Annotated in this window: 18 protein-coding genes, 1 pseudogene and 1 riboswitch; of the genes and pseudogenes, 12 read left to right on the forward strand and 7 right to left on the reverse strand. The window is 69.4% G+C overall.

Translation table 11 applies throughout. The features are described 5' to 3' along the window. Positions 1 to 193: 193 nt before the first annotated feature. Both HNR07_RS31950 and HNR07_RS31955 read left to right on the forward strand, forming a co-directional pair. Positions 194 to 553 carry a RidA family protein gene (locus HNR07_RS31950; RefSeq protein WP_184370116.1) on the forward strand — a complete coding sequence of 120 codons (360 nt, stop codon included), beginning with the start codon at positions 194 to 196 and terminating at the stop codon, positions 551 to 553. Next, on the forward strand, positions 550 to 1446 hold the full coding sequence (locus HNR07_RS31955) for a tyrosine recombinase XerC (protein WP_184370119.1): 897 nt from the start codon (positions 550 to 552) through the stop codon (positions 1444 to 1446). The genes HNR07_RS31950 and HNR07_RS31955 overlap by 4 nt, the downstream gene beginning before the upstream one ends. A gap of 139 nt (positions 1447 to 1585) precedes the next feature. Here the strand turns inward: HNR07_RS31955 and HNR07_RS31960 are convergent. Next, positions 1586 to 1981 (reverse strand): annotated as a pseudogene (locus HNR07_RS31960) (peptidoglycan DD-metalloendopeptidase family protein); the annotation flags it as partial. Positions 1982 to 2298: 317 nt separating this feature from the next. Here HNR07_RS31960 and rpsB point away from each other — a divergent pair. The 6 genes from rpsB (at position 2299) to HNR07_RS31990 (ending at position 8064) form a co-directional block, all read left to right on the forward strand. Then, positions 2299 to 3246, forward strand: coding sequence for a 30S ribosomal protein S2 (gene rpsB / locus HNR07_RS31965; RefSeq protein ID WP_184370122.1), 948 nt, complete (start codon positions 2299 to 2301; stop codon positions 3244 to 3246). A 149-nt stretch (positions 3247 to 3395) separates the two neighbouring features. Further along, positions 3396 to 4232, forward strand: a complete 837-nt coding sequence (gene tsf / locus HNR07_RS31970) for a translation elongation factor Ts (RefSeq protein WP_184370125.1) — start codon at positions 3396 to 3398, stop codon at positions 4230 to 4232. 192 nt (positions 4233 to 4424) lie between these two features. Continuing rightward, positions 4425 to 5150 carry a UMP kinase gene (gene pyrH / locus HNR07_RS31975; RefSeq protein WP_221320070.1) on the forward strand — a complete coding sequence of 242 codons (726 nt, stop codon included), beginning with the start codon at positions 4425 to 4427 and terminating at the stop codon, positions 5148 to 5150. 65 nt (positions 5151 to 5215) lie between these two features. Then, entirely contained in the window at positions 5216 to 5773 is a 558-nt protein-coding gene (gene frr, locus HNR07_RS31980) for a ribosome recycling factor (RefSeq protein WP_184370131.1), read from the forward strand. 3 nt (positions 5774 to 5776) lie between these two features. Continuing rightward, a complete protein-coding gene (locus HNR07_RS31985) occupies positions 5777 to 6730 on the forward strand; it encodes a phosphatidate cytidylyltransferase (RefSeq protein ID WP_184370134.1) in 954 nt (317 codons plus the stop codon). A 152-nt stretch (positions 6731 to 6882) separates the two neighbouring features. Beyond that, positions 6883 to 8064 (forward strand): pyridoxal phosphate-dependent aminotransferase, encoded by a 1182-nt coding sequence (locus HNR07_RS31990; RefSeq protein ID WP_184370137.1) that lies wholly within the window; start codon positions 6883 to 6885, stop codon positions 8062 to 8064. A 32-nt stretch (positions 8065 to 8096) separates the two neighbouring features. On the opposite strand, the gene metG is transcribed toward HNR07_RS31990, so the two are convergent. From metG to HNR07_RS32020, 6 genes are all read right to left on the reverse strand, one after another. Next, a complete protein-coding gene (gene metG / locus HNR07_RS31995; RefSeq protein WP_184370140.1) occupies positions 8097 to 9596 on the reverse strand; it encodes a methionine--tRNA ligase in 1500 nt (499 codons plus the stop codon). Positions 9597 to 9834: 238 nt separating this feature from the next. Next, the gene (locus HNR07_RS32000; protein ID WP_184370143.1) at positions 9835 to 10425 is read right to left on the reverse strand and encodes a hypothetical protein; all 591 of its coding nucleotides are present in this window, start codon (positions 10423 to 10425) and stop codon (positions 9835 to 9837) included. 370 nt (positions 10426 to 10795) lie between these two features. Continuing rightward, positions 10796 to 12940, reverse strand: coding sequence for a 1,4-alpha-glucan branching protein GlgB (gene glgB / locus HNR07_RS32005; protein ID WP_221320072.1), 2145 nt, complete (start codon positions 12938 to 12940; stop codon positions 10796 to 10798). 398 nt (positions 12941 to 13338) lie between these two features. Further along, positions 13339 to 14754: a maltokinase N-terminal cap-like domain-containing protein gene (locus HNR07_RS32010; RefSeq protein ID WP_184370146.1), complete on the reverse strand. Its 1416-nt coding sequence runs from the start codon at positions 14752 to 14754 to the stop codon at positions 13339 to 13341. 1 nt (position 14755) lies between these two features. Then, entirely contained in the window at positions 14756 to 16672 is a 1917-nt protein-coding gene (gene treS / locus HNR07_RS32015) for a maltose alpha-D-glucosyltransferase (protein ID WP_184370149.1), read from the reverse strand. 101 nt (positions 16673 to 16773) lie between these two features. Beyond that, entirely contained in the window at positions 16774 to 18741 is a 1968-nt protein-coding gene (locus tag HNR07_RS32020; RefSeq protein ID WP_184370152.1) for an alpha-1,4-glucan--maltose-1-phosphate maltosyltransferase, read from the reverse strand. An 808-nt stretch (positions 18742 to 19549) separates the two neighbouring features. Here HNR07_RS32020 and HNR07_RS32025 point away from each other — a divergent pair. The 4 genes from HNR07_RS32025 to HNR07_RS32040 all read left to right on the forward strand — a co-directional run bounded on the left by HNR07_RS32025 (position 19550) and on the right by HNR07_RS32040 (position 24634). After that, the gene (locus HNR07_RS32025) at positions 19550 to 21649 is read left to right on the forward strand and encodes a transglycosylase domain-containing protein (RefSeq protein ID WP_184372999.1); all 2100 of its coding nucleotides are present in this window, start codon (positions 19550 to 19552) and stop codon (positions 21647 to 21649) included. Between the two features lie 62 nt (positions 21650 to 21711). Then, positions 21712 to 22611, forward strand: a complete 900-nt coding sequence (locus HNR07_RS32030) for a transposase (RefSeq protein ID WP_184370156.1) — start codon at positions 21712 to 21714, stop codon at positions 22609 to 22611. Between the two features lie 208 nt (positions 22612 to 22819). Beyond that, positions 22820 to 23707: a glycoside hydrolase family 19 protein gene (locus tag HNR07_RS32035; RefSeq protein ID WP_184370159.1), complete on the forward strand. Its 888-nt coding sequence runs from the start codon at positions 22820 to 22822 to the stop codon at positions 23705 to 23707. A 107-nt stretch (positions 23708 to 23814) separates the two neighbouring features. Next, positions 23815 to 23922, forward strand: a riboswitch (TPP riboswitch). An 82-nt stretch (positions 23923 to 24004) separates the two neighbouring features. Next, positions 24005 to 24634: an ECF transporter S component gene (locus tag HNR07_RS32040; RefSeq protein ID WP_184370162.1), complete on the forward strand. Its 630-nt coding sequence runs from the start codon at positions 24005 to 24007 to the stop codon at positions 24632 to 24634. Position 24635: the final 1 nt, after the last annotated feature.

Below are 24635 nucleotides of genomic sequence, written 5' to 3' on the forward strand. Positions count from 1 at the left end.
CCCGGGATGTCGACGGATCCGCCAGGCGGGACCGCCGCGCCCGGTGGCACGCGCACCCACCGGCAGCAGACTCCCAGGAAACCGCTGGCCGGGGCCTTGGTCCAGTGAGTGTGGCGAGAGGGGGCGGCGCGGGCCTCGGCCGACGAAGCTGCTCCGGGGGATACCCGGGGCACGCCTTGGGTACGGTCCAGCCATGGCCAAACCGTACAGCGACGCCCTGGTGGCCGACGGCCCGCTCCTGTTCGTCTCCGGACAGGTCCCGCAGGCCCCCGACGGCGGTGTCGTCGGTGACGCGGGCGGGCAGACCCGGCAGATCTTCCGGAACATGGAGGCCGTCCTGGCCCGCCACGGGGCCGACCTGGGCCACGTGGTGAAACTGACCTACTACCTCCGGCACATCGCCGATCTGGACGAGTTCCGCTCCGCGCTCCTGGACTCCCTGCCCGACGGACACCGCCCCGCGGCCAGCCTGGTGGAGGTGAGCGGCCTGGTCGACCCGCGCTTCCTGGTGGAGATCGACGCCGTCGCCTGCCTGCCCAGGGAGAACGCTTGAGCGCCCCCGAACCCTCCGTCGGGGTCCTGGAACGCTTCGCCGCGCACCTGTCCAGCGAGCTGGGCCGGTCCCCGCACACCGTGCGCGGCTACCTGGCCGACGTCAGGTCCCTCCTGCGTGATCTCGACTCCCGCGGCCACACCCCGGCCGACCTGGACGTCCCCCTCATCCGCGCCTGGCTCTCCCGGGCGAGGTCCACTGGGGCGAGCCGTTCCACCGTGGCCCGCCGGGTGGCGGCGGTGCGCGCCCTGACCCGCCTCCTGCACCGTGAGGGGGTCCTGGCCACCGACCCGGGCCCCCGCCTGGCCGCGCCCAGCCAGCAGCGCTCCCTGCCCGCCGTACTGGACGAGGAACAGGCGGCGGCCGCGCTGGAGGGCTTCGTGCCGCGGAGCCCGGTGGAGCTGCGCCGCCACGCGGTCGTTGAACTGCTCTACGCCACCGGTATCCGGGTCGCCGAGCTGTGCGCCCTGGACCTGGACGACCTCGACCGCTCCCGGAACACCGTCCGGGTACTGGGCAAGGGGGGCCGGGAGCGCACGGTTCCGGTCGGCGTCCCGGCCCTGGACGCCCTGGACGCCTGGACCGCCCGGGGCCGCCCGGAACTGGCCGCCGGTACCAGCGGATCCGCCCTCCTCCTGGGTGCCCGCGGCGGTCGCCTGGGTGTGCGCCAGGCCCGTGAGGACGTGCACGCCCACCTCCGGGCGGCGGGCCTGGACAGCGCCCCGCACGGCCTGCGCCACAGCGCCGCCACCCACCTGCTGAACGGCGGAGCGGACCTGCGCAGCGTCCAGGAGTTCCTGGGCCACTCCAGCCCGCGGAGCACCCAGATCTACACCCACGTCTCCGTGGACCGCCTGCGCAGCGCCTACCAACAGGCCCACCCCCGCGCCTGAGCTGCTCCGGCGCCGCCCGCGTCAGCGGTGACGGGCCCAGCGGGAGCAGACGGACCTCCCCCTGGCCCACCAGGCCCAGGGGGTCGAGGTAGGTGGTGTCGCGGAGCAGGCCCCAGTGCAGGCAGGGGCGGTGCGGGCAGTGCCGCGGGGCGGCGGACAGGGTGCCCAGGGGCTGGTCGCCGACCGGGTCCCCCCGGCTGACGGCGGGGTCCACCGGGAGGTAGGTGGTGCGCAGGTCGCCGTGCGAGACGCTGACCACGCCCACACCGGCGACCCGTCCGGCGAAGCGGACCCGGCCCGGGCCCGCCGGATGGACCGGCTGGCCGGGGCGGGCCGCCAGGTCCACGCCCAGGTGGCCCGGTAGCCAGCGCTGCGCGGGCGGGTCGAAGCGGCGCAGGACCTCCACGGGAGGGTCCACCGGCCAGCGCCAGGAGGGCTCGGGCGAGGTCGCCGCAAGCGCGGTTCGGTGAGGGAAAACGGGGAAGAGCAGGAGCGAGAGCGACAGCAGGAGGTGCCAGATGCGGCGGATTCCCATGAGTCCAGAATGCGCTCGCCGGGCGCCCTTCGCCAGAGGAGGACCGGGCCTGTGGACAACCCCCGCCCGAACCCTCCGGGCGGGTGTCGCGCTCTCGGAGATCTGCCTGGACACAAGGCTGTTCCGTGGTGTGTCCGGCGGAGGATAGAATCATCCGTGGCCCGTAGGGCCAACCCACAATACGCACGCCCACCCGCCTCCTCCGGGAGGGGCCGCACCCACGGTCCACACCGCTTCGGCGGGGTGGCGGTACGGCCGGGGCGTCAGGATCAACCGACGGCGGAGAAAGCATCCGCCACCGCGAGGAGGACCAGGTCATGGCCACAGTCGTGACAATTCGCCAGCTCCTGGAGAGCGGCGTCCACTTCGGGCACCAGACCCGTCGCTGGAACCCCAAGATGAAGCGCTTCATCTTCACCGAGCGCAACGGCATCTACATCATCGACCTCCAGAAGTCGCTGGCGTACATCGACCGCGCCTACGAGTTCGTCAAGCAGACGGTCGCCCACGGTGGCACCATCCTGTTCGTCGGTACGAAGAAGCAGGCGCAGGAGGCCATCGACGAGCAGGCCCGCCGCGTCGGCATGCCTTTCGTCAACCAGCGTTGGCTGGGCGGCATGCTCACCAACTTCTCCACCGTGCACAAGCGGCTCCAGCGCCTCAAGGAGCTGGAGGAGATCGACTTCGACGACGTCGCCGGCTCCGCGCTCACCAAGAAGGAGCTGCTGAACCTTCGCCGTGAGAAGGACAAGCTCGAGCGCACCCTCGGCGGTATCCGCGACATGTCCCGCGTGCCCAGCGCCGTGTGGATCGTGGACACCAAGAAGGAGCACATCGCGATCAGCGAGGCTCGCAAGCTGAACATCCCGGTCGTCGCGATCCTCGACACCAACTGCGACCCGGACGAGGTCGACTACCCGATCCCGGGTAACGACGACGCCATCCGCAGCGTCAGCCTGCTCACCCGCGTCGTCGCTGACGCCGTCGCCGACGGTCTGCTGGTCCGCTCCGGCGCCTCCGGCGCGACCGAGGAGAAGGCCGCCGAGGAGCCCCTGGCCGAGTGGGAGCGCGAGCTCCTCGAGGGCAAGAGCGAGACGGCTGCCGCCGAGGCCGCCGCCGAGCAGGCTCCGGCCGAGACCGCCACCCTGGCTCCGGCCGCCGAGGTCGCCGCTGAGGCTCCGGCCGAGGCCACCGCCGAGGACTCCCCGGTGGACGCCCCCGAGCAGGCCCCCGAGGCTCCGGCCGAGGACAAGGCCGCCGAGTAGTCAGCGGTTCCTTCCGGGAACTCAGCGGCCCGGGAAGACCGTCGCCTGTGTGCCGCCCCGCCCCTGTGGGCGGGGCGGCCCGCGCGGTACTCACCCGGGCCGTTCCACTGCCAGATCAGACTTCACTCCAAGGGAATCCGAGAACAGTCATGGCGAACTTCACCGCCGCGGACGTCAAGAAGCTGCGCGACGCGACCGGCGCCGGCATGATGGACTGCAAGAAGGCCCTGACCGAGGCCGACGGCGACTACGACAAGGCCGTCGAGGCCCTGCGGATCAAGGGCGCCAAGTCCGTCGACAAGCGCGCTGACCGCACCGCCGCCCAGGGCATGGTCGTCCTCAAGCAGCAGAGCGAGGGCAAGGCCACCCTCATCGAGCTCAACTGCGAGACCGACTTCGTCGCCAAGAACGACGGCTTCATCGCGCTGGCCAACGAGGTCGCCGACTTCGTCGTCGCCCAGGACAGCGACGACATCGCCGTCGTCGCCGCCGCCGAGATCGAGCCGGGCAAGAGCCTCCAGGCCTACATCGAGGGCAAGAGCGCGATCATCGGCGAGAAGCTCGAGTTCCGTCGCATCGCCAAGTTCGACGGCGCCTTCGTCGCGAGCTACCTGCACAAGTCCGACCCGGACCTGCCCCCGACCATGGGCGTCCTGGTCGAGCTGGACAAGAAGGACGAAGAGGTCGGCAAGGACCTCGCCCAGCAGATCGCCGCTCTGGCTCCGCAGTACATCAGCAAGGACGACGTCCCCGCTGAGGTCGTGGCCAACGAGCGCCGCATCGCCGAGGAGACCACCCGCGAGGAGGGCAAGCCCGAGCAGGCCATCCCCAAGATCGTGGAAGGCCGTCTCAACGGTTACTTCAAGGACGTGACGCTGCTCGGCCAGCCGTTCGTCAAGGAGAACAAGAAGACGGTCCAGAAGGTCGTCGACGAGGCCGGCGTCACCGTCAAGCGCTTCGTCCGCTTCAAGGTCGGCCAGGCCTAGGGGTTTTGACATGATGGAGGTGCCGGGGAGACTTCTCTCCCCGGCACCTTCTGGTGGATATGGGCGGATTCGAGGCGCTGGATGCCTCGTCCGCCCGCAGCAGGAGTACTCGGGGGACCCTGTGCCACTCGGGGAGAACAAGGGAGGCCACAGGCCGTGTCGGAGAACGAAGCGTTGACCAGCCAACCCGCCATGCACGATTCCGGTTGGAAACGCGTCATGCTCAAGCTCTCGGGGGAGGCTTTCGCCGGTGGCGGCGGGCTCGGTATCGAGCCCGAGGTCGTCCAGTACGTGGCGGAGTCCATCGCGGAGGCGGTCTCCGAGGGGATCCAGGTCGCCGTCGTCGTCGGCGGCGGCAACATGTTCCGCGGAGCGCAGCTCACCGAAGGCGGGATCGAGCGCGGCCGTGCCGACTACATGGGGATGCTCGGCACCGTCATCAACTGCCTGGCCCTCCAGGACTTCCTGGAGCGCCTGGGCGTGGACACCCGCGTGCAGACCGCGATCCACATGAGCCAGGTCGCGGAGGCCTACATCCCGCGCCGCGCCATCCGCCACCTGGAGAAGGGCCGCGTGGTCATCTTCGGCGCCGGTCTCGGAGCACCGTTCTTCTCCACCGACACCACCGCCGCCCAGCGCGCGCTGGAGATCGGCGCCCAGGCGGTTCTCAAGGGCACCCAGGTCGACGGCGTCTACGACGCCGACCCGCAGCGCAACCCGGACGCGGTCAAGTTCGACAAGCTCAACTACAACGAGGTCCTCACCCGCGGCCTCAAGGTCATGGACGCCACGGCCGTCAGCCTGTGCATGGACAACGGGCTGCCCATCGTCGTCTTCGACCTCATGAGCCAGGGCAACATCCTGCGCGCGGTCCGCGGTGAGAAGATCGGCACCATCGTCGGTCCGGCCCCCGCCTAGGCGGCGGACCGGTCGGACGCGACAGTAAGCCACGAACACCCAGCCGAGAACCCGGGAGCGCCACAATGATCGAAGAAACCCTCCTTGAGGCCGAGGAGAAGATGGAGAAGGCCGTGACCGTGGCGAAGGAGGACTTCGCGACGATTCGCACCGGCCGCCCCACCCCGGCCACCTTCAACAAGATCACCGTCGACTACTACGGTGCCCGCACGCCGATCAACCAGCTGGCCTCCTTCTCGGTGCCCGAGCCGCGGATGGTCGTCATCTCCCCGTTCGACGTCAACGCGCGCACCGAGATCATCAACGCGATCCGCAACAGCGACCTGGGCGTCAACCCCTCCGACGACGGCCAGGTCATCCGCGTGGTCTTCCCGGACCTGTCCGAGGAGCGCCGCAAGGAGTACGTGAAGGTCGCGCGCACCAAGGCCGAGGACAGCAAGGTCTCGATCCGCAACGTGCGCCGCCGTGCGAAGGACAGCTTCGAGAAGGGCGTCAAGGCGGGCGAGCTCGGCGAGGACGAGGCGCACCGCGCCCAGGCCGAGCTGGACGAGCTCTCCCAGAAGTACGTCGCCGCCATCGACGAGCTGTTGAAGCACAAGGAATCTGATCTTCTCGAGGTTTAGCCGGTGAGCACACCTTCCAAGGGCTCTGGAGGCGATGACCACTCGCCGGAGCACAGACCCGACGACAATCCCCCGTCCGGGGCGGGCGACCCCGCCGCGGACACGGCCGCCGGGCAGCGCTTCGTGCTGCACAAGCCGGGGGGTGAACCGGTCAAGACCGGTCGCAACCTCCCGGTGGCCATCGCCAGCGGGTGCGCCCTGGGCGCACTCGTCTACTTCTCGATCTTTCCGTGGCCGCAGCTGTTCACGATCATCACCTCCCTGGGGGTGCTGATCGGGCTCCGCGAGCTCAACCGGGCGTTCGGCGGCAAGGGCATGACCCTGGCCGTGGCCCCGTTGGCCGTGGGCGGTGTGGCCATGCAGGCCGGGGCCTACTTCGGCGGGGCGGACTGGCTGGCGGGCATCACCGCCGCCACCGCCATCGCCTGCCTGGCCTGGCGGTTGAGGGGAGGGGCCGAGGGGTTCGTCGCCGACGCGTCGGCGAACCTGTTCGTCCTGGTGTACCTGCCGTTCCTGCTCGCCACGTGGATGCTGCTCATCGCGCATCCCGAGGACGGTCAGTACCGGCTCGTGGTGTTCATCGTCGTGACGATCTCCAGCGACATCGGCGGTTACTTCGCCGGGATCCTGCTGGGTCGGCACAAGATGGCGCCGGTGATCAGCCCGAACAAGACCTGGGAGGGCTTCGGCGGCTCCGTGGTGGGCTGTGCGGTGGCGGGCGCGCTGTGCGTGACCCTGCTGCTGGACGGCCCCTGGTGGGTCGGCGTGGTCCTGGGTCTGGCCGTGGTCCTGGCGGCCACGGTCGGCGACCTCATCGAGTCGCTCTTCAAGCGCGACCTCGGGGTCAAGGACATGGGCCGGTTCATGCCGGGCCACGGCGGTCTGATGGACCGCATCGACTCGCTGCTCATCGCGGGTCCCGTGGTCTGGATCGTGCTGAGCCTCCTGCTGCCGTAGGTAGTGACAAAGCCGGGCCCCCGGCCTCGTTGCACCCAGCGATGGACTGGGCGCCACGAGACCGGGGGCCTTCGCCGTGTCCGGCGCCTGAGCCCACCGGGAGCCGGGGTGCGGGGGATGCCCTCGCGCAGGCGTGTGGATACGCTCGACGGGTGGAAGAACCGCTGATCGAGAGAATGCGCGAGTACGGCGAGACGATCTTCGCCGAGATGACTCGCCTGGCAGTCGAGACCGAATCCGTCAACCTCGGGCAGGGTTTCCCCGACACCGACGGGCCGCGCTCCCTCCTGGAAGGCGCGACCCGCAACATCATGGCGGGGGTGAACCAGTACCCGCCCGGCCCGGGGCGCCCCGAGCTTCGCCAGGCGGTGAGCCGCTACCGCTCCCGCCACTACGGGCTGGACTTCGACCCGGACTCCGAGGTCTACGTGACCGTGGGCGCCACCGCCGGGATCGCCGCTTCGATGCTGGCACTGGTGGAGCGCGGGGACGAGGTGGTCGTCTTCGAGCCGATGTACGACTCCTACGCCGCGATGATCTCCCTCGCGGGCGGGGTGCGCCGCCCCGTCGCGCTGCGTCGCGACCCGTCCAGCGGACGCTTCACCTTCGACCCCGCCGAACTCCGTGCCGCGATCACCCCGCGCACCCGGCTGATCATGGTCAACACCCCGCACAACCCCACCGGTACGGTCTTCACCGGGGCCGAGCTGGCGGAGATCGCCCGAGTCTGCCGGGAACACGACCTGATCGCGGTCACCGACGAGGTGTACGAGTTCCTCACCTTCGACGGCCGCCCGCACGTCCCGCTGGCCTCGCTGCCGGGCATGCGCGAGCGGACCCTGTCGATCTCCTCCGTGGGCAAGATGTTCGCGGTCACCGCCTGGAAGACCGGCTGGGTCACCGGCCCCGAGCCGCTGGTGCGCGCCGTGCGCACGGTCAACCAGTTCCTCACGTTCTCCGCCAACGGCGCCCTCCAGCTGGCCATCGCCGACGCGATGGACGACGAGTGGGAGTGGATCCAGCGACAGCGGCGTGCGCTCCAGGACAAGCGGGACCGCCTCGCCGAGGGGTTGACCGCGACCGGGTTCGACGTGAACGTGTGCGAGGGCACCTACTTCCTGATGGCCGACATCCGGCCGCTGGGCTACCTGGACGGCGAGGAGGTCGCCCGCGCCCTGCCCCGCGAGGCCGGGGTGGCGGCGGTTCCGGCCAAGGTGTTCTACGACCACCAGGAGGAGGGCCGGCACCTGCTGCGCTTCGCCTTCTGCAAGAAGGACGAGGTCCTCGACGAGGCGGTCCGCCGCCTGACCACCTGGCACAAGCGCGAGAACTAGACCGGCCGGGCGGGGACGACCCGCCCGGCCGGTCAGCCGAGCCTGCCGAACACCGGTGCGGCCGGGGGCAGCCGGTCGCCGTCCCCGCCCAGCTGCGCGGTGAGCCGTGCGGCGGCGCCGGGCAGGAAGGGCCGCAGCAGCCGGGCCAGTTCCCGGCAGGTGGCCACCAGCTCGCCGAGCACCGTGTCCAGAGCCTCGGGACCGGCCTGTCCGGTGCGCTCGGCGCGGGCCAGTACCCACGGCTCGTGGTCGGCCACGTACCGGTTGCCCTCGTCGGCCAGGGCGACGACGGCGCCGGTGGCCGCCCGCAGGTCGAAGGCGCGCACGGCCGCGTCCACCTGTTCGGCAGCGGCGGCCCGGGCCTTGGCAAGCGAGGGCTCCCCGGTCCGGGAGTCCGCCCCGGGGACCACCCCGGAGCGGTACTTGGCGACCATGGTCACGGTCCGGTTGACGAGGTTGCCGATGGTGTTGGCCAGGTCCTCGTCGTGCCGGGTGACCAGGCGGGCCTCGGTGTAGTCGGTGTCCCCGGAGCGGCCGACGTCGCGCAGCAGCCACCAGCGCAGCGCGTCCGTGCCGTGGCTTTCGGTGATGGCGACGGGGTCGACGGAGCGGCCCGCCGACTTGCTGATCTTCTCGCCGTCGGCGGTGAGGTACTCGTGCACCAGCACCGTGGTGGGCAGGGCGAGCCCGGCCGAGAGCAGCAGGGCGGGCCAGTAGACCGCGTGGAAGCGCAGGATGCCCTTGCCGATCACATGCACCCGCTGGTCGGCGCGGGTCCACCAGTGGTCGTGTCCCTCGGGGTCGGTGCCGTAGCCGGGGCCGGTGATGTAGTTGGCCAGCGCGTCGTACCAGACATAGATGACCTGGCCGGGGTCGCCGGGGACCGGGATGCCCCAGCCGCGTGCGCGCTCCACGCTGCGGGAGACGCTGAAGTCCTCCAGCCCGGACTCGATGAAGGAGAGTACCTCCCGGCGGCGGAAGTCGGGTTCGACGAGCAGCTCACCGGAGGAGATCAGCTCCCGGAGCCGGTCCTGGTAGCGGCTGAGCCGGAAGAACCAGTTCTCCTCCGCGACCTCCTCCGGGGCGGTCCGGTGCTCCGGGCACAGACCGTCGGGGAGTTCGTCGGGAGAGTAGAACTGCTCGCAGCCGGTGCAGTAGAGCCCGGTGTAGCTCCGGCGGTACAGGTCGCCGCGCTCCAGACAGGCGTTCCAGAGCTTCTCGACCCCGGGCCGGTGCCGCGGGTCGAAGGCGGTGCGTACGGAGTCGTCGAACGAGAGCCCGAGCGGCCCGGCCAGATCAAGGAAGCGCCGGGAGACCAGGTCCACGTACTCGGCGGTCTCCAGACCGGCCGCACGGGCGCTGAGCACGTTCTTCAAAGCGTTGTCGTCGGTACCGGTCTGAGCCCGTACCTCGTCGCCGGCCTCCCGGTGGTACCGGGCTAGTGTGTCGGCCTGTACGAGCTCCAGGGCGTACCCGACGTGCGGCGCGCCGTTCACGTAAGGGATGGCGGTGGTGACGTAGTAACGATCCATGGCGGGAACCTTTTCCGGCCCCGCCGGGAACCCTCCGCCGGGAAGGCCCAGTGGGGCCTTTCCGCGGACAGGGTTGGTCAGAGCACGCGGGGAAGGCCGGACGACATCATCATCCGGCTCATCATGGTGAAGCACACCCGCGTCATGCCCCGCATGCTACCGAACCCCGCCCCGCCCGCGCCGGCCTTTCCCACGGGGAACCGTTCGGCCGCCCGCTACTCGGTGGCGGGCCTACGTATCACTGCTTCTCCCAGACACCGCAGCCCCGACTGGTGAAGGTGTGGTCGGAGGCCTGGATGGTCACCTCGACGCGCGTGGCCGAAGCGGAGAAGTGATTGTCGATCGTTCCACCGTCGGCGTCGGTGCGTTCCCAGTAACAGTTTCTGAAGGGTCGGTCGCCGCTCTCGGTGACGTAGGTTCCGGCCTCGATGTCTTCACCGACCCGGTAGGTGCCGTTGCCCAGGGGAAGCGGAGGCGGGTTGTCCAGGTGGTTCTGGGCGGTCTCTGACAGCGTTTCGGCGTCGGGGTGCTCCGGGCAGATCAAGAAGGCGCCGAGGACCTCCTTTGCGTGCGCCTCAGTGGTGATCTCGTGCTCGCTCAGGTCCCGAAGGCAGAACAGGTAGAGGTCGCTGTAATCCTGGGTGCCGGAGTACTCGGCCACCTTGGCGGCTTCCTCCTCCAGCTTGTTCGCGCGTGGCGGGTTGATGACCTCACGGGTTCCGATCCGGACATGGGGAACCGGACGCCAGGCTTCTTCCCAGGCGAGCACCCGGGTACGACCGCTGCCCCTGGTAGAGCAATTGATGTTGATTCCGGCGGGGATGAGCACACCCTCAGGCTCGGGCTCCCCGCTTGGTGAGGGAGAAGCTGAAGGAGGGGCTGGGTGCCTCAGCCGCCTGGGCCGGTTCCTCGGCCGGTTCCGCTTCGGAGGGCGCTTCACAGGCGGAGGCCAACAAGAACAGGGGAAGGAATAGCGGCGCGGCGATTCTGCGCATGGGGGAGTTTGTCCTCTCAGGGCTAGGCCTCATGGGTGGGCCTGGGTATCAGGACGCACGAGGAGCTGAAGAAGCTGCTCTGAGACTGGGCCGGAAAGGCCCTGACGAATCCGGTTGGACCTGTGTTGCGGGGCTTGCGAAAGCCCCGGGGCGTTGCCTGTGGACAACGTCCCGGGGCCTCTCAGATCAGGGCCTGTGCCCAGTTCAGCGTTCGGGTTCGAACCAGACCGCGCCCAGCGGGGGCAGGGTGATCTCCGCGGAGAACGGCTGTCCGTGCCACTCCTGCGGCTGGGCCTCGACCGCGGTCGGCGCCTCGTACCCGGATCCGCCGAAACGGGGGTCGTCGGAGTTGAGCACCGACGTCCACCGGCCCTCGGCGGGCAGGCCCACGCGCCAGTTCGGGCGGGGCACCGGTGAGAAGTTCACCGCGCAGGCCAGGACCGAGCCGTCCTCGCCCCGGCGCAGGTAGCTGAGCGTGTTCCCCTCGTGGTCGCCGCCGTCCAGCCAACTGAAGCCAGCCGGCTCGGTGTCCAGGGACCACAGCGCCGAGCGGGGCCGGTAGGCGTCGTTGAGCGCCTTGACCAGCCTCTGGGTCCCCGCGTGGTGCTCGAACTGCAGCAACCACCATGGCACCCCGGCCTCGTGCGACCACTCGTCGCCCTGGGCGATCTCGCCACCCATGAACAGCAGCTGCTTGCCAGGGTGCGACCACATGAACGACAGCAGCGCCCGCAGCGTGGCGGCACGCTGCCACTCGTCGCCGGGCGGCTTGTTGAACAGCGACTGCTTGCCGTGTACCACCTCGTCGTGGGACAGCGGCAGCACGTAGTTCTCGCTGTACGCGTAGACCATCGAGAACGTGATGTCGTTGTGGTGGTACTTGCGGTGGACCGGCTCCTTCTTCACGTACTCCAGCGAGTCGTGCATCCAGCCCATGTTCCACTTCAGCCCGAAGCCGAGCCCGCCGTGGTCCACCGGGCTGGTCACGCCCGTGTACGCCGTGGACTCCTCGGCGATCATCGCCACGTTCGGGTTGCGCCGGTAGACCGTGGTGTTGAGCTCCTTGAGGAAGTCGATCGCCTCCAGGTTCTCCCGGCCGCCGAACAGGTTCGGCTCCCACTGCCCGGAGTCCCGGGAGTAGTCCAGGTAGATCATCGAGGCCACGGCGTCCACCCGCAGGCCGTCGATGTGGAACTCCTCCAACCAGTACAGGGCGTTGGCCACGAGGAAGTTGCGCACCTCGGTCCGCCCGTAGTTGAAGATCAGCGTCCCCCAGTCCGGGTGCTCACCGCGCCGCGGGTCCGGATGCTCGTACAGCGCCGTGCCGTCGAACCGCGCCAGCGCCCACTCGTCCTTGGGGAAGTGCGCGGGCACCCAGTCCAGGAAGACCCCGATCCCGGCCCGGTGCAGCGAGTCCACCAGGTGCCGGAACTCGTCGGGTGAACCGAAGCGAGGGGTCGGCGCGTAGTACGACGTGACCTGGTAGCCCCACGAACCGTCGAAGGGGTGGCCCGCCACCGGGAGGAACTCCACGTGCGTGAAGCCCATGTCGCTGACGTACTCCACCAGCTGGTCGGCCAGCTCGCGGTAGTCCAGCCCCGGCCGCCAGGAACCCAGGTGCACCTCGTAGACGCTCATCGGCGCGCGGTGCGGCTCCGAGCCCTTGCGATCGGTCATCCACTGCTCGTCCGACCACACGTGCTCGGAGGTGGTGACGACGGAGGCCGTCGCCGGTGGCATCTGGGTGCGCCGCGCCATCGGGTCGGCCTTGTCCCGCCAGTGCCCGTCGGCGCCCAGGACCTGGAACTTGTACAGGTCGCCGTCGCCCACGCCGGGCACGAACAGCTCCCACACGCCGCTGGAACCCAGGCTGCGCATGGGGTGCGCGATTCCGTTCCAGTAGTTGAAGTCGCCGATCACCCGCACCCCCCGGGCGTCCGGGGCCCAGACCGCGAAGCCCGTGCCCGAGACCTCGCCCATGGGCCCCTCGACGGTCGTGGTGTGCGCACCCAGAGCCCGCCACAGCTCCTCGTGGCGTCCTTCGCCGATCAGGTGCAGGTCCAACTCGCCCACGGTGGGCGCCGCCCGGTAGGCGTCGGCCTCGATCAGTTCGGGCCCGCCCTCCTCGTAGCGGACGGCGATCCGGTAGTCCTCGGTCTTCTGCGGGAGCCGGGCGGCGAACACGCCGCGGTGGCGGTGGGTGAGCCCGACACGGGTGCTGTCCGGCAGCACGGCGTCCACCTCGACCGCGCCGGGCCGCAGGACGCGCAGGTCGCGGCCGTGCAGACCCAGCACGGAGTGCGGGTCGTGGTGCCAGCCGTCCACCACCCGGTCGAGCTCGGCGACCAGGCCCGCGGAGAGCCCGGCGGGCGTGCGGGTCCGCCTGGGAGCCGCCTTCGCGGTCGTGGCGGTCGTCGTCTTCTTCGCGGCCGCCTTCTTCGGGGCCGTCTTCTTGGGCGCCGTCTTCGCGGTCGCTGTCTCGGCGGTGGCTGTCTTGGCGGCCGAAGCCTTGGCCGCGGGCTTCTGTTCGGCTGGCTTCTTCCGGGCGGGCTGCTTCCGGGTGGGCGCCTTCTTCGCCGCCGCGGGCTCCGCTGCCGCCGGTTGCTCGTCGGCTGTCGCGGACTTGTTGGTCGTGCGCGGTGACAATTCGACTCCGTGGTTGTGGTGTGCGGATGGCGGGGAGGGCGGTGGTCGAGCAGGGGGACGCGGAAGGCGGCCGCCGTGCGCGAACGGCGGCCGCCCCGGACTCAGCCGGGCACCCGGGGTGCGCCGGCCGCTGTGGTTCCTGATCCGGCGGTGACGCCGCTGGCCGCCGTGGCGATGGACTCCAGCGGAACCCGGAGCCAGTTGGGTCGGTTGCGCGCCTCGTACAGGACCTCGTAGACGGCCTTGTCGAACTCGAAGGCGCGCAGCACGGTCAGGTGCTTCTCCGGGTCGGCCCCGCCGCCGTCGGCGTAGCCCCGGCAGAACGCGTCCCGGTTGCGCCGGGCCCAGGACCGCGCGGCCCACGACAGCTCAGGGTCCTCGTCCTGCCCGACCAACAGGTACCCGGCCGCGTAGTCGAAGGAGCGCAGCATCCCGGCCACGTCCCGCAGCGGGCTCGACAGCCGCTGGCGCTCACGCACCGGGACGGTCGGCTCACCCTCGAAGTCCAGCAGCACCCACCCGGACTCGGGCCGGATGACCTGCCCAAGGTGGTAGTCGCCGTGGATGCGTTGGATGGGCAGCGGCTCGTCCACCCGGGCGAAGTCGGCGTAGGCCTCCATCACCCGGGGCGCGTGCTCGGCCAGTTCGGGCACCTCCGCGCTGGCCATGGCCAGGCGTTCCACCATGGCGTCGGCCAGCTCGGCCGCCGCCGAGGGCGAGAGCACGTCCGTGGGCAGTGCCCGCGCCAGTGAACTGTGCACCTCGGCGGTGGTCCGCCCGAGCCGGGCGGCCTCCTCGCTGAAGTCGGCCTCCGCCCCCTCCAACAGGGTCCGGACGTTCTCCGTGGCCAGCACCCACCCGTCCGTGGCGTCCGGGACGAAGGTCTGCAGCAGGGCCAGCGTGGTCGGTGCGCGATGGCCGGACAGGTCCGCCTCGATCCACCCGCACGGGCGCGCCACGTACGGCGAACCGGACAGCGCCATGTTCAGCTCCAGGTCCGGGTTGTGGCCGGGCCAGAGCCTGCGGAAGGTCTTGAGGACGTAGTCGCGTCCGTAGACCAGCGAGGTGTTGGACTGCTCACCGGTCAGCAGGCGCCCCGGACCGCAGGCGGTGATGGTGGTGCCCGGCAGAGTGCGGAACCGTACCCGGCCGCGTCGGCCGGTGGTCTCCTGTGTGGTGAACCGTTCCAGCAGCAGCGCCGTGAGCTGCGGGTCGTGCGCGGCGTCGTAGACCACCCGGGGGCGGCCGCCCGCGACCTGGCACACGCCGATGGCGGTGCGGGCCAGGTTCGGGGGCAGGGACCGGGGCGGGCGCGAGCCGAGCAGCACCTGGTAACGGGAGCTGAGGCCGCGCTGCCCCGCCTGGATGACGAGCATGTTCAGGTCGGGTCCGCCGGGGCCGGCCGAGACCAGGGTGTACCTGCTTTCGATCCGGACCTGCCGGATCGGGATCCCCTTACCGGAGAACCATCGTTGACGGGGTAGCCAGACTGCCAGGAGTTCTTCGAGCTGTGACATCTCAGAGAGGCCTGTATCCCTTCCCGCCACCGCCCCCGGGTCGGGTGCCGGATTTCGTGGTGGCCGTGGTTCGGTGACCGGTGTCGAAGGCGTCTCGGGTGCTGACCCCCGCCGCGGGCAGTCCGTAGGAAGGCGCGCCCTCGTGGCCTTCCTGGTGCGGTTCACGGGTGCGCTCCGGCGGGAGCTGGAACCAGTAGAAGCCGTGACCGGGCAGGGTGAGCAGGTACGGAAGCTCACCGATCTCCGGGAATCGCACCCCGCCCACGCACTCCACCGGGTTCACCCCGGCGTAGCGGGACAGGTCGAGCTCCACGGGCTGCGGGAACTTGGAGAGGTTGTTCACGCACAGCATGCGGTCGTCGCCGTGCTCCCGGATGAACGCCAGCACGCTGGGGTTGGTGGCGTTCAGTTCGGTGAACTCCCCGGTGCCGAACACGGGGTGGCGCTTGCGGATCTGGATCATCCGGCGGGTCCAGTTCAGCAGTGAACCGGGGTTGGCGCGCTGGGACTCGACGTTGAGCGCCTGGTAGCCGTAGACCGGGTCCAGGATCAGCGGCAGGTACAGGCGGGCCGGGTCGCCGCTGGAGAACCCGGCGTTGCGGTCCGAGTTCCACTGCATGGGGGTGCGCACGGCGTCGCGGTCGCCCAGCCAGATGTTGTCGCCCATGCCGATCTCGTCGCCGTAGTACAGGACCGGCGAGCCCGGCAGGGAGAGCAGCAGCGCGGTGAAGAGCTCGATCTGGTTCCGGTCATTGTCCAGAAGCGGTGCGAGCCGCCGCCGAATCCCCACGTTCGCGCGCATGCGGGGTTCCTTGGCGTACTCGGAGTACATGTAGTCGCGCTCCTCGTCGGTGACCATCTCCAGGGTCAGCTCGTCGTGGTTGCGCAGGAAGATCGCCCACTGACAGTTGCGGGGGATCTCCGGGGTCTGGGCGAGGATCTCCGAGATCGGGAACCGCTGTTCCTGGCGTACCGCCATGAACATCCGCGGCATCAGCGGGAAGTGGAAGTTCATGTGGCACTCGTCGCCGCCGGACTCGAAGTCGCCGAAGTAGTCGACGACCTCCGAGGGCCACTGGTTGGCCTCGCTCAGCAGTACCCGGTCCGGGTACAGGCGGTCCACCTCGGCGCGCACCCGCTTGAGGAACTCGTGGGTCTCCTTGAGGTTCTCGCAGTTGGTGCCCTCACGCTCGTACAGGTAGGGCACGGCGTCCAGGCGGAACCCGTCGATGCCCAGGTCCAGCCAGTAGCGCAGGACCTCCAGGATCGCCTCCTGCACCGCCGGGTTCTCGAAGTTGAGGTCGGGCTGGTGGGAGAAGAACCGGTGCCAGTAGTACTGGCCGCGGACCTCGTCGTAGGTCCAGTTGGAGGTCTCGGTGTCCACGAAGATGATCCGGGCCTCTTCGTAGCGGTCGTCGGTGTCCGACCACACGTAGAAGTCGCCGTAGGGGCCGTCCGGGTCCTCCCGGGAGGCCTTGAACCACGGGTGCTGGTCGCTGGTGTGGTTCATGACCAGGTCGGTGATGACCCGGATGCCGCGGCGGTGCGCCTCGTCCAGGAGCTCCACGAAGTCGGCGGTGTTGCCGAACTCCGGGAGGATCTTGAAGTAGTCGGAGATGTCGTAGCCGCCGTCGCGCAGCGGTGACTCGTACATCGGCAGCAGCCAGACACAGTCGATGCCCAGCCACTGGAGGTAGTCCAGTTTCTGTACGAGCCCGGCGAGGTCGCCGGTGCCGTCGCCGTTGGAATCGAAGAACCCGCGGGCGAGTACCTCGTAGAAGACGGCGTGTTTGAACCAGTGGGGGTCACTGGTGCCGCCGGAGGACATGAGCGGGCCGGTGGCGGCCCCGGTGGCCGGGGCGAGCGGACCGTGTTCGGCGTGTTCGGGCGCGCCGAGTCCGGGCTCGTCGTTGCTCATCTACTTCTCCCCACCAAGAATGTTCGACGTCGGATCCACAGGCTTCGCGGGCGGGGGAGAGGGGCGGCGCTCCGGCCGGGCCCCCTCCTCGCCCGAGCCCGTCATCTGCCGTGGACGGTGAACACGTGCGCGGGTCCGGTCGCCGGGTCGAGGCGGACGTAGTTGTCCGCTCGCCAGGTGTATTCGCGGCCGGTCAACTCGTCGGTCACCCTGAGGTCCTCCTCCCACGTGCGGCCGATCGACGGCAGGTCCAGGTGCACCGTCGCCTCGCGGGCGTGGTGCGGGTCGAGGTTGACGACGGCGATGACGGCGTCGTCGGGCTCACCGGGGGCTCCGGGGCGGTGCTTGGAGAAGCAGATCAGCTCCGGCCGGTCCACGCGGTGGAAGCGCAGGTTGCGCAGCTCGTGCAGGGCCGGGTGGGCTCGGCGCAGCTCGTTCAGCCTGGTGATCAGCGGTGCGATGGTCTCGCCGGCGGTGTCGGCGGCGGCCCAGTCGCGCGGCCGGTACTCGAACTTCTCCGAGTGCAGGTACTCCTCGCTGCCCGGTGCGGCGGGTGTGTTCTCGCACAGTTCGAAGCCCGAGTAGATCCCCCAGGTGGGTGAGAGCAGCGCGGCGAGCACCGCGCGCGCCTCGAAGGCGGGGCGGCCGCCCTCCTGGAGGTAGGCGTTGAGGATGTCCGGGGTGTTGGCGAAGAAGTTCGGCCGCAGCACGTGCGCCGTCTCCCGGCTGAGCTCGGTGAGGTACTCGGTGAGCTCGTCCTTGCCGTTGCGCCAGGTGAAGTAGGTGTACGACTGGTGGAAACCGATCTGTCCCAGGGCGCGCATCATCGCGGGGCGGGTGAAGGCCTCGGCGAGGAAGAGCACGTCGGGGTCGCGCTTGGCGACGTCGGCGAGCAGGCGCTGCCAGAAGGCGACCGGCTTGGTGTGCGGGTTGTCGACGCGGAAGATCCGCACGCCGTGGTCGATCCAGTGCCGGACCACCCTCAGGCACTCCTTGTAGAGGCCCTCGAAGTCGTTGTCGAAGCAGAGCGGGTAGATGTCCTGGTACTTCTTGGGCGGGTTCTCGGCGTAGGCGATGGAGCCGTCCGCGCGCTTGCTGAACCACTCGGGGTGCTCGGCCACCCAGGGGTGGTCGGGGGAGCACTGGAGCGCCAGATCGAGTGCGATCTCCAGGCCGTGCTCGGCGGCCTCGGAGACGAAGGCGTCGAAGTCGGCGAGGGTGCCCAGTTCCGGGTGGACGGCGTCGTGGCCTCCGTCGGCCGAACCGATCGCCCATACCGAGCCGGGGTCGCCCGGTCCGGCCTGGAGCGTGTTGTCGCGACCCTTGCGGTGGGTCTTTCCGACCGGGTGGATCGGTGGCAGGTAGACGACGTCGAAGCCCATGTCGGCGATGGCCGGAAGGCGTTTGGCGGCGGTGGCGAAGGTGCCGGAGACCTCTTGGCCGGGGGCGGTGTCGATCTGGGCGCCCTCCGAGCGGGGGAAGAACTCGTACCAGGAGCCGAAGAGGGCGCGTTCGCGGTGGACCGCGACCTTGGTGCGCCTGGACCTGGTGACCAGCTCGCGCAGCGGTTTGTCTTCCATCGCCGCCAGGACCTCATCGGTGACGGCGGCCGCGAAGCGTTCCAGGGGGGTACGGGAGGTGTCGCGCAGCGTCTTGGCCGCGCTGGTCAGGGCGGGGGTGCGGGGGACGCGGCGACCGGCGCGGGCCAGCAGCCGGGCGCCCTCCTCCAGCACGAGTTCGGTGTCGGTGTCCAGGGGCAGTTTCACCCGGGCGACGCGGAGCCAGGTGGTGAAGGGATCGCTCCAGGACTCGACCGAGAACGACCAGTCCCCCTCGCGGGGCAGGCTGATCTCGGCCTCGTAGCGGTCGGTTCCGGGGGCCTTCTCGCGCATGCGGACCAGGGCCTCGCGGCGGCCCTTGGGGGAGTGCAGGACCACGCCCGCGGCGAGGGAGTCATGGCCTTCGCGGATCACGGTGGCGCCCACGGTGAAGCGTTCTCCGGGAACGGCTTTCACCGGGCCTAGGTCGTTGTCTGGAGAGATATCGAGGATGGGCAGTCGTCCGATCACTGGCTACACCGTAATTGTCGTGGTTCGGGCGTTATGAGGTAACACGCGGTGAGGCGCGTGCGGAAATAATCGGAAGTTAATCCAACGCAAGGCGGAGTTAACGGAGAGCTGGAACAGAAACTGTCCAGATTGCGGCTTCGGTGCCCTCCACTGTCTATCGTCAGGCCTCTAGTGGGGTTTGGCGGAGTGCCGGGGCCGGATAATTAATGTGATCCTCATCACACTAGGCGCGAGTGCAAAGACCTGGTATTTGCCTGGATTCTCCCTATCGAACCTCTCAAAACGGGCATAAGGCAACACCTGATTCTGGGGGCTCTGTAGTTGTTTTGGGATTGCCCTTCATGAAAAGTCGGAAAATTCCACTCGGATGTTGGTGGGGATGCCGGGGTGGGTAGGGATGAACGAATGCACCCCGTGGGTGCGGGGCCGTATTCCGGACATCCCCTTGTGTCCGATGACACCGCGTGCGTTGCATTGGCCCCAAAATCGGTCGCTCTGTCGCCGGGGTTGCCGAGTTCGTTGGGAAGCTCATCTTGATGTCAAGAAATGAGTCGGTGGATTTAGGGCGATGCGTCCGTTCGTGCGGTGCTTGGGCGATCTGAGAGCTTTGCCGTGGATTGAGGAAGCTTTTCGGTGACACGCCCGATTTGACGGAGTTCCCTTTGCGTGCGTCCTGCGAGGGTGGTCGATGGAGTGGCCGCCCCCGTGGGGCGGCCCGCGCACGACGTAGGGGGACGACGTGAGCGAAGCGAGCCAGGGAGGCCCGGGAGGGTTCTCCGCGAAGGGGTTCCGGGGCTGGTTCCGCGGGATGCTGGAAGAAGTCGACCGCAAACGCGACGCACGCGGCACGGTTCTGCGGCTGTCGGGGCTCGGGGTCGTGGCCGGGCTCCTGTCGGCGGCCCTGGTCATGCCCTGGGCGGGCAGCACCGGACTGGTCGCCAGGGACGCGGCGGCCAGCTTCATGGCTCTGCCCGGCGACATCGAGGTACCGCACCTGTCCTCGCGCATCCTGCTCACCACCGACGACGGGACGCCCTTCGCGGAGGTCGCCGAACGCGAACGCGAGGTCGTGGGCCTCGACGAGATCAGCCCGTGGGCGACCAAGGCCCTCATGGCGATCGAGGACGACCGTTTCTACGAACACAGCGGCCTGGACCTGCGCGGTGTGCTGCGCGCCGCGGCCCGGACCGCCCAGGGCGACATGCAGGGCGGTTCGACCATCACCCAGCAGTACGTGAAGAACCTGCTCATCGAGACCGCCGAGAACGAGGAACAGGTCGAGGAGGCCAGCGCCCGGACCATGAGCCGCAAGCTCACCGAGCTGCGCTACGCCATCGACATCGAGGAACGCCTCACCAAGGACGAGATCCTGGAGGGCTACCTCAACCTGTCCTACTTCGGCGCGGGCGCGCACGGGATCGAGGTCGCGGCCAAGCGGTACTTCTCCGTCTCCGCCGCCGATCTGGACCCCGGGCAGGCCGCACTGCTGGCCGGGCTGGTGCGCGGGCCCTCGTTCTACGACCCGCTCAACAACCCCGAGGACGCGCTGGAGCGCCGCAACCTCGTGCTGGACCGGATGGCCGCCACCGAGATGCTCAGCGCCGAGGAGGCAGCCGAGCACAAGGAGAAGGACCTGGGCATCGACGCCACCCCGCGCGGCGGCAGCTGTTCCGAGAGCGACTACCCGTTCTACTGCGACTACGTCATGCGCTGGCTGCGCAGCTCGGACCTGCTCGGCCAGACACTCGACGAGCGCGACCAGCGCCTGGTCCAGGGCGGGTTCACCGTGCGGACCGCGCTCGACGCCGCCGCCCAGGACGCCGCCCAGGAGGCCATCGACAAGCGGGTCCCGCACGAGGACTCCACGAAGTTCGCGGCCCAGGCGCTGGTCGAGCCCGGCTCCGGCCGGGTGCGCGGCCTGGCGCAGAACCTGCGCTACGGGTTCGACGACGAACAGGTCGGCACGACCTCCATCAACCTGTCCGTGGACCGGGCCGACGGCGGCTCCACCGGTTTCCAGGCCGGGTCCACCTTCAAGACCTACACGCTGGCCGCGGCCCTGGAGAGGGGCATGGGGTACGGCACCAGCTTCAACTCCCCCAAGAGCACGTCGGTCAGCGGCATGGCCAACTGCGAGGGCGGCACGATGGCCTCGTGGAACGTCCGCAACGCCGGGGAGAGCGACGAGGGCAGCCACAACATGATCAGCGCGACCAAGGGGTCGGTGAACACCTACTTCGCCCAGCTCCAGAAGCGCGTGGGCCTGTGCGCCACCGCGAGGATGGCCGAGAAGGCCGGGGTGCACCGCGCCGACGGTGAGGAGCTGGGGGTGTGGAGCTCCTTCACCCTCGGTGACCAGGAGGTGTCCCCGCTGAACGTGGCCGCCTCCTACGCGACCTTCGCCGCGCGCGGCGAGTACTGCGAGCCCCACCCGGTCCGTACGGTGACCGACGACGACAGCGGTGAGGAGCTCGAGGCCAGCACCCAGTGCGAGCAGACCGTCGAGCGGGAGGCAGCGGACGGGGTCAACCACCTGCTGCAGCAGACCTTCGACGGCGGTACCGCCAACGGCCTGGGGCTGGGCCGTCCGGCCGCGGGCAAGACCGGCACCACCGACGGCGCCGCCTACGCCTGGTTCGCCGGGTACACGCCCAACCTGGCCTCGGCCGTGGTGGTGGGCGACGTGCGCGGTGGTGAGCAGAACCCGCTGCAGGGCGTGACGATCGGCGGCCGCTACTACGGCATCGTCTACGGCGGCACCCTGCCCGGCCCGATCTGGCAGGAGACCATGCGCGGAGCCACCGCGGGGCTGGAGGCCGAGGGCTTCGCCGGGTCGCCGAAGGCCTTCGGAGACCCGGACGCCGCACCGCCCAAGGAGAAGGAGGAGGACTCCGACTCCGACGCCTAGATCGTTGATGGGAGTTTTCTGGAACTCCTGCGCCCATGACGAAGGGCGTCAAGGATCGGTGTGTGACGACCAACCTTGACGCCCTTCTGACCGCACTCTACGTCCATCTGGACGACCACGTCCTGCCTTCGCGTGAACAACCCCGCAAACGCGGCCCCAAAAGGCTGCTCACCGACGCAGAACTCGTGTGCGTGGCCATCGCGCAAGTCCTGCTGCGCCATGACTCAGAGCGCCACTGGCTGCGCGCCGCACCGGCCCGGATCGGCCACCTCTTCCCCCGCCTGCCCGGCCAGTCCGAGTACAACCGCCACCTGCGTGATCTGGCACCGGCCCTGTTCACAGCAGCGATGTGGTTGGCCAGGGCCGTGCCTACCTGGTGGGAGCGGCTGCGGTTGATGGACGGCACCCCGCTGCGCTGCGGTGCTTCGCGCACCACGGTCAACCGCTCGATGCTGGGCGAGATCGCCGGATATGGACGCGATGTCTCCCACCACGCTTTCTACTGGGGCGCCAAGCTCATGCTCATCACCACTACCGAGGGAGCGGTGTGCGCGTTCAGCCTGGCTCATCCCAAAGAGCTGGACGAGCGTGCTCAGGCCCTGCACCTGCTGCACGTTCAGGCCTGCGCTCCCGGGCCGGGCCCGATCGTGTGTGACAAGGGCTTCGCCGGAGCCAAGATCGAGGCTGATGCGGCTGAGCTGGGTTATCTACTCATCCGCCCGATCCGCGAGGATGAGCCCGAACCCGAGGTGGAGGTGTTCCCGTCCTGGCTGCGTCAACGCGTTGAGGCGGTGATCTGGACGTTGAAGAACCAGCTGGGGTTGGAGCGCCACGCGGCCCGCACCACGGAAGGGTTGTGGGCGCGCACCTGTCAGAGGATTTGCGCGCTCAACGCCGCGATCTGGCACAACTGGTTGATCGGTGCCCCGGTCAAGCGGTCCCTGATCGCCTACGACCACTGACCAGGACACCAAACCCCCATCAACGATCTAGGCGGCTGTTCCCCGCAAGCGGGGCAGGGGCGGCCCCTGGAGCCCGGGTCGCCCCGTAACCGTTTTCAGTAACCCGTGTCTGGGGACCTTGACAGGTCTAGACCACTCTTGCTTGGGTGACGTCACCCCCTCGCGGCGCGCGATCGAGCGCGACGCCGCACCCTAGGAGTGTGTTCCCGTGATCCGACGCCTGCTGAGCCAGCTGACCGCGATCGGCGTGATCGCCGCTGTGCTCGTCACCCTGCCCACGGCCGTCGCGCAGGCCGCTTCCTGCGCTGGCGTCTGGAACCCTGACACCGTCTACACCGGCGGCGGTCAGGCCTCCTACGAGGGCCGCAACTACACCGCCCAATGGTGGACCCAGAACGAGCGCCCCGGTACCTCGGACGTCTGGGCCGACCAGGGGCCCTGCGGCACTGACGGAGGCGGCGAGCAGCCGGGGCCGGGCGACTTCCTCGTCAGCGAGGCCCAGTTCGACCAGATGTTCCCGAACCGGAACCCCTTCTGCACCTACGGCGGACTCGTCGACGCCCTGAGCTCCTACCCGGGCTTCACCAATACCGGGAGCGTCGAGGTGCAGCGCCGTGAGGCCGCCGCGTTCCTGGCCAACGTCAGCCACGAGACCGGCGGTCTGGTGTACATCAGGGAGATCAACGAGGACAACTACCCGCACTACTGCGACTGGAGCCAGCCCTTCGGCTGCCCGGCCGGTCAGGACGCCTACTACGGCAAGGGCCCGATCCAGCTGAGCTGGAACTACAACTACAAGGCCGCAGGTGACGCCCTCGGCGTCGACCTGCTGAACAACCCCTACCTGGTCGAACAGGACTCGGCCATCGCCTGGCGAACCGGTCTCTGGTTCTGGAACACCCAGTCCGGTGCCGGGACGATGTCGGGGCACACCGCCATCGTCGACGGTCACGGCTTCGGCGAGACGATCCGCTCCATCAACGGCTCGATCGAGTGCAACGGCGGCAATCCCGGTCAGGTGCAGAGCCGCGTCGACACGTTCACGCAGTTCACCCAGATCCTCGGCACCACCACGGGATCGAACCTGAGCTGCTGACCCGGTGACGACCGCGCGCAGGTCACTGGGCGGAACCTCCAAGTAAGGACAAGGAGGGCTGTGGGTTGGAAACACCCCACAGCCCTCCTCGTTGCCTCATAATGGAGTCATTCCGACAGGGGAGCGCGTGAGCGCTGAGAGTGCGGCACCCGGCCGCAGACCCTTACACACCTGATCTGGGTCATGCCAGCGAAGGAAGTCGTAGGAAACCGTCACCGTGCGCGCGTCCCCGTGCGCACAGGTGGCGCTCTTGGCCACATGGGCCCTCGTCACCTCCGACGAAGGGACTTGACCAGCATGAGTACCGAAAGCGGTCGCGAGACCGGCCCCGAGCGGATCGGGTTCGTCCAGGGCGTCCAGGCCGGACTGCGGAGCTGGCGCACCGTCGACATCGTCGTGGCCGCCGTGATCGGCGTCGCCGTGGGCGTCGTCTTCTGGCTGTGGAACATCGTCTGGTCGGTCACCACGCCGCTGTTCGTCGCCTTCCCGCCCGGGCAGGCCGTCGTCTACGGCATGTGGCTGATCTCCGGCGTGCTCGGCGGCCTCGTCATCCGCAAGCCCGGGGCCGCCCTGCTCACCTCGATCGCGGCCGCCTCGGTCTCCGCGGTCCTGGGCACCCAGTGGGGCATGCAGGTCATCCTGGACGGTGCCCTCCAGGGCATCCTGCCCGAGCTGGTCTTCCTCGCCTTCGCCTACAAGCGCTGGAACATGGGCGTGGCCGTACTCGCGGCCGCTGTCGCCGGTCTGTCCCCGGCCCTGCGCGACAACATCGTCTACAACGTCACCTGGCCGCTGCACTACCAGCTGACCTACGGGGTGATCGTGGTGATCAGCGCCGCGCTCATCGCGGGTGTGGGCGCGCGCCTGCTCACCACCGCGCTGGCCAAGTCCGGTGCGCTGGCCCCCTTCCCGTCGGCCAAGGGCTGAC

Source organism: Nocardiopsis metallicus (assembly GCF_014201115.1).
Taxonomy (GTDB): Bacteria; Actinomycetota; Actinomycetes; order Streptosporangiales; family Streptosporangiaceae; genus Nocardiopsis; species Nocardiopsis metallicus.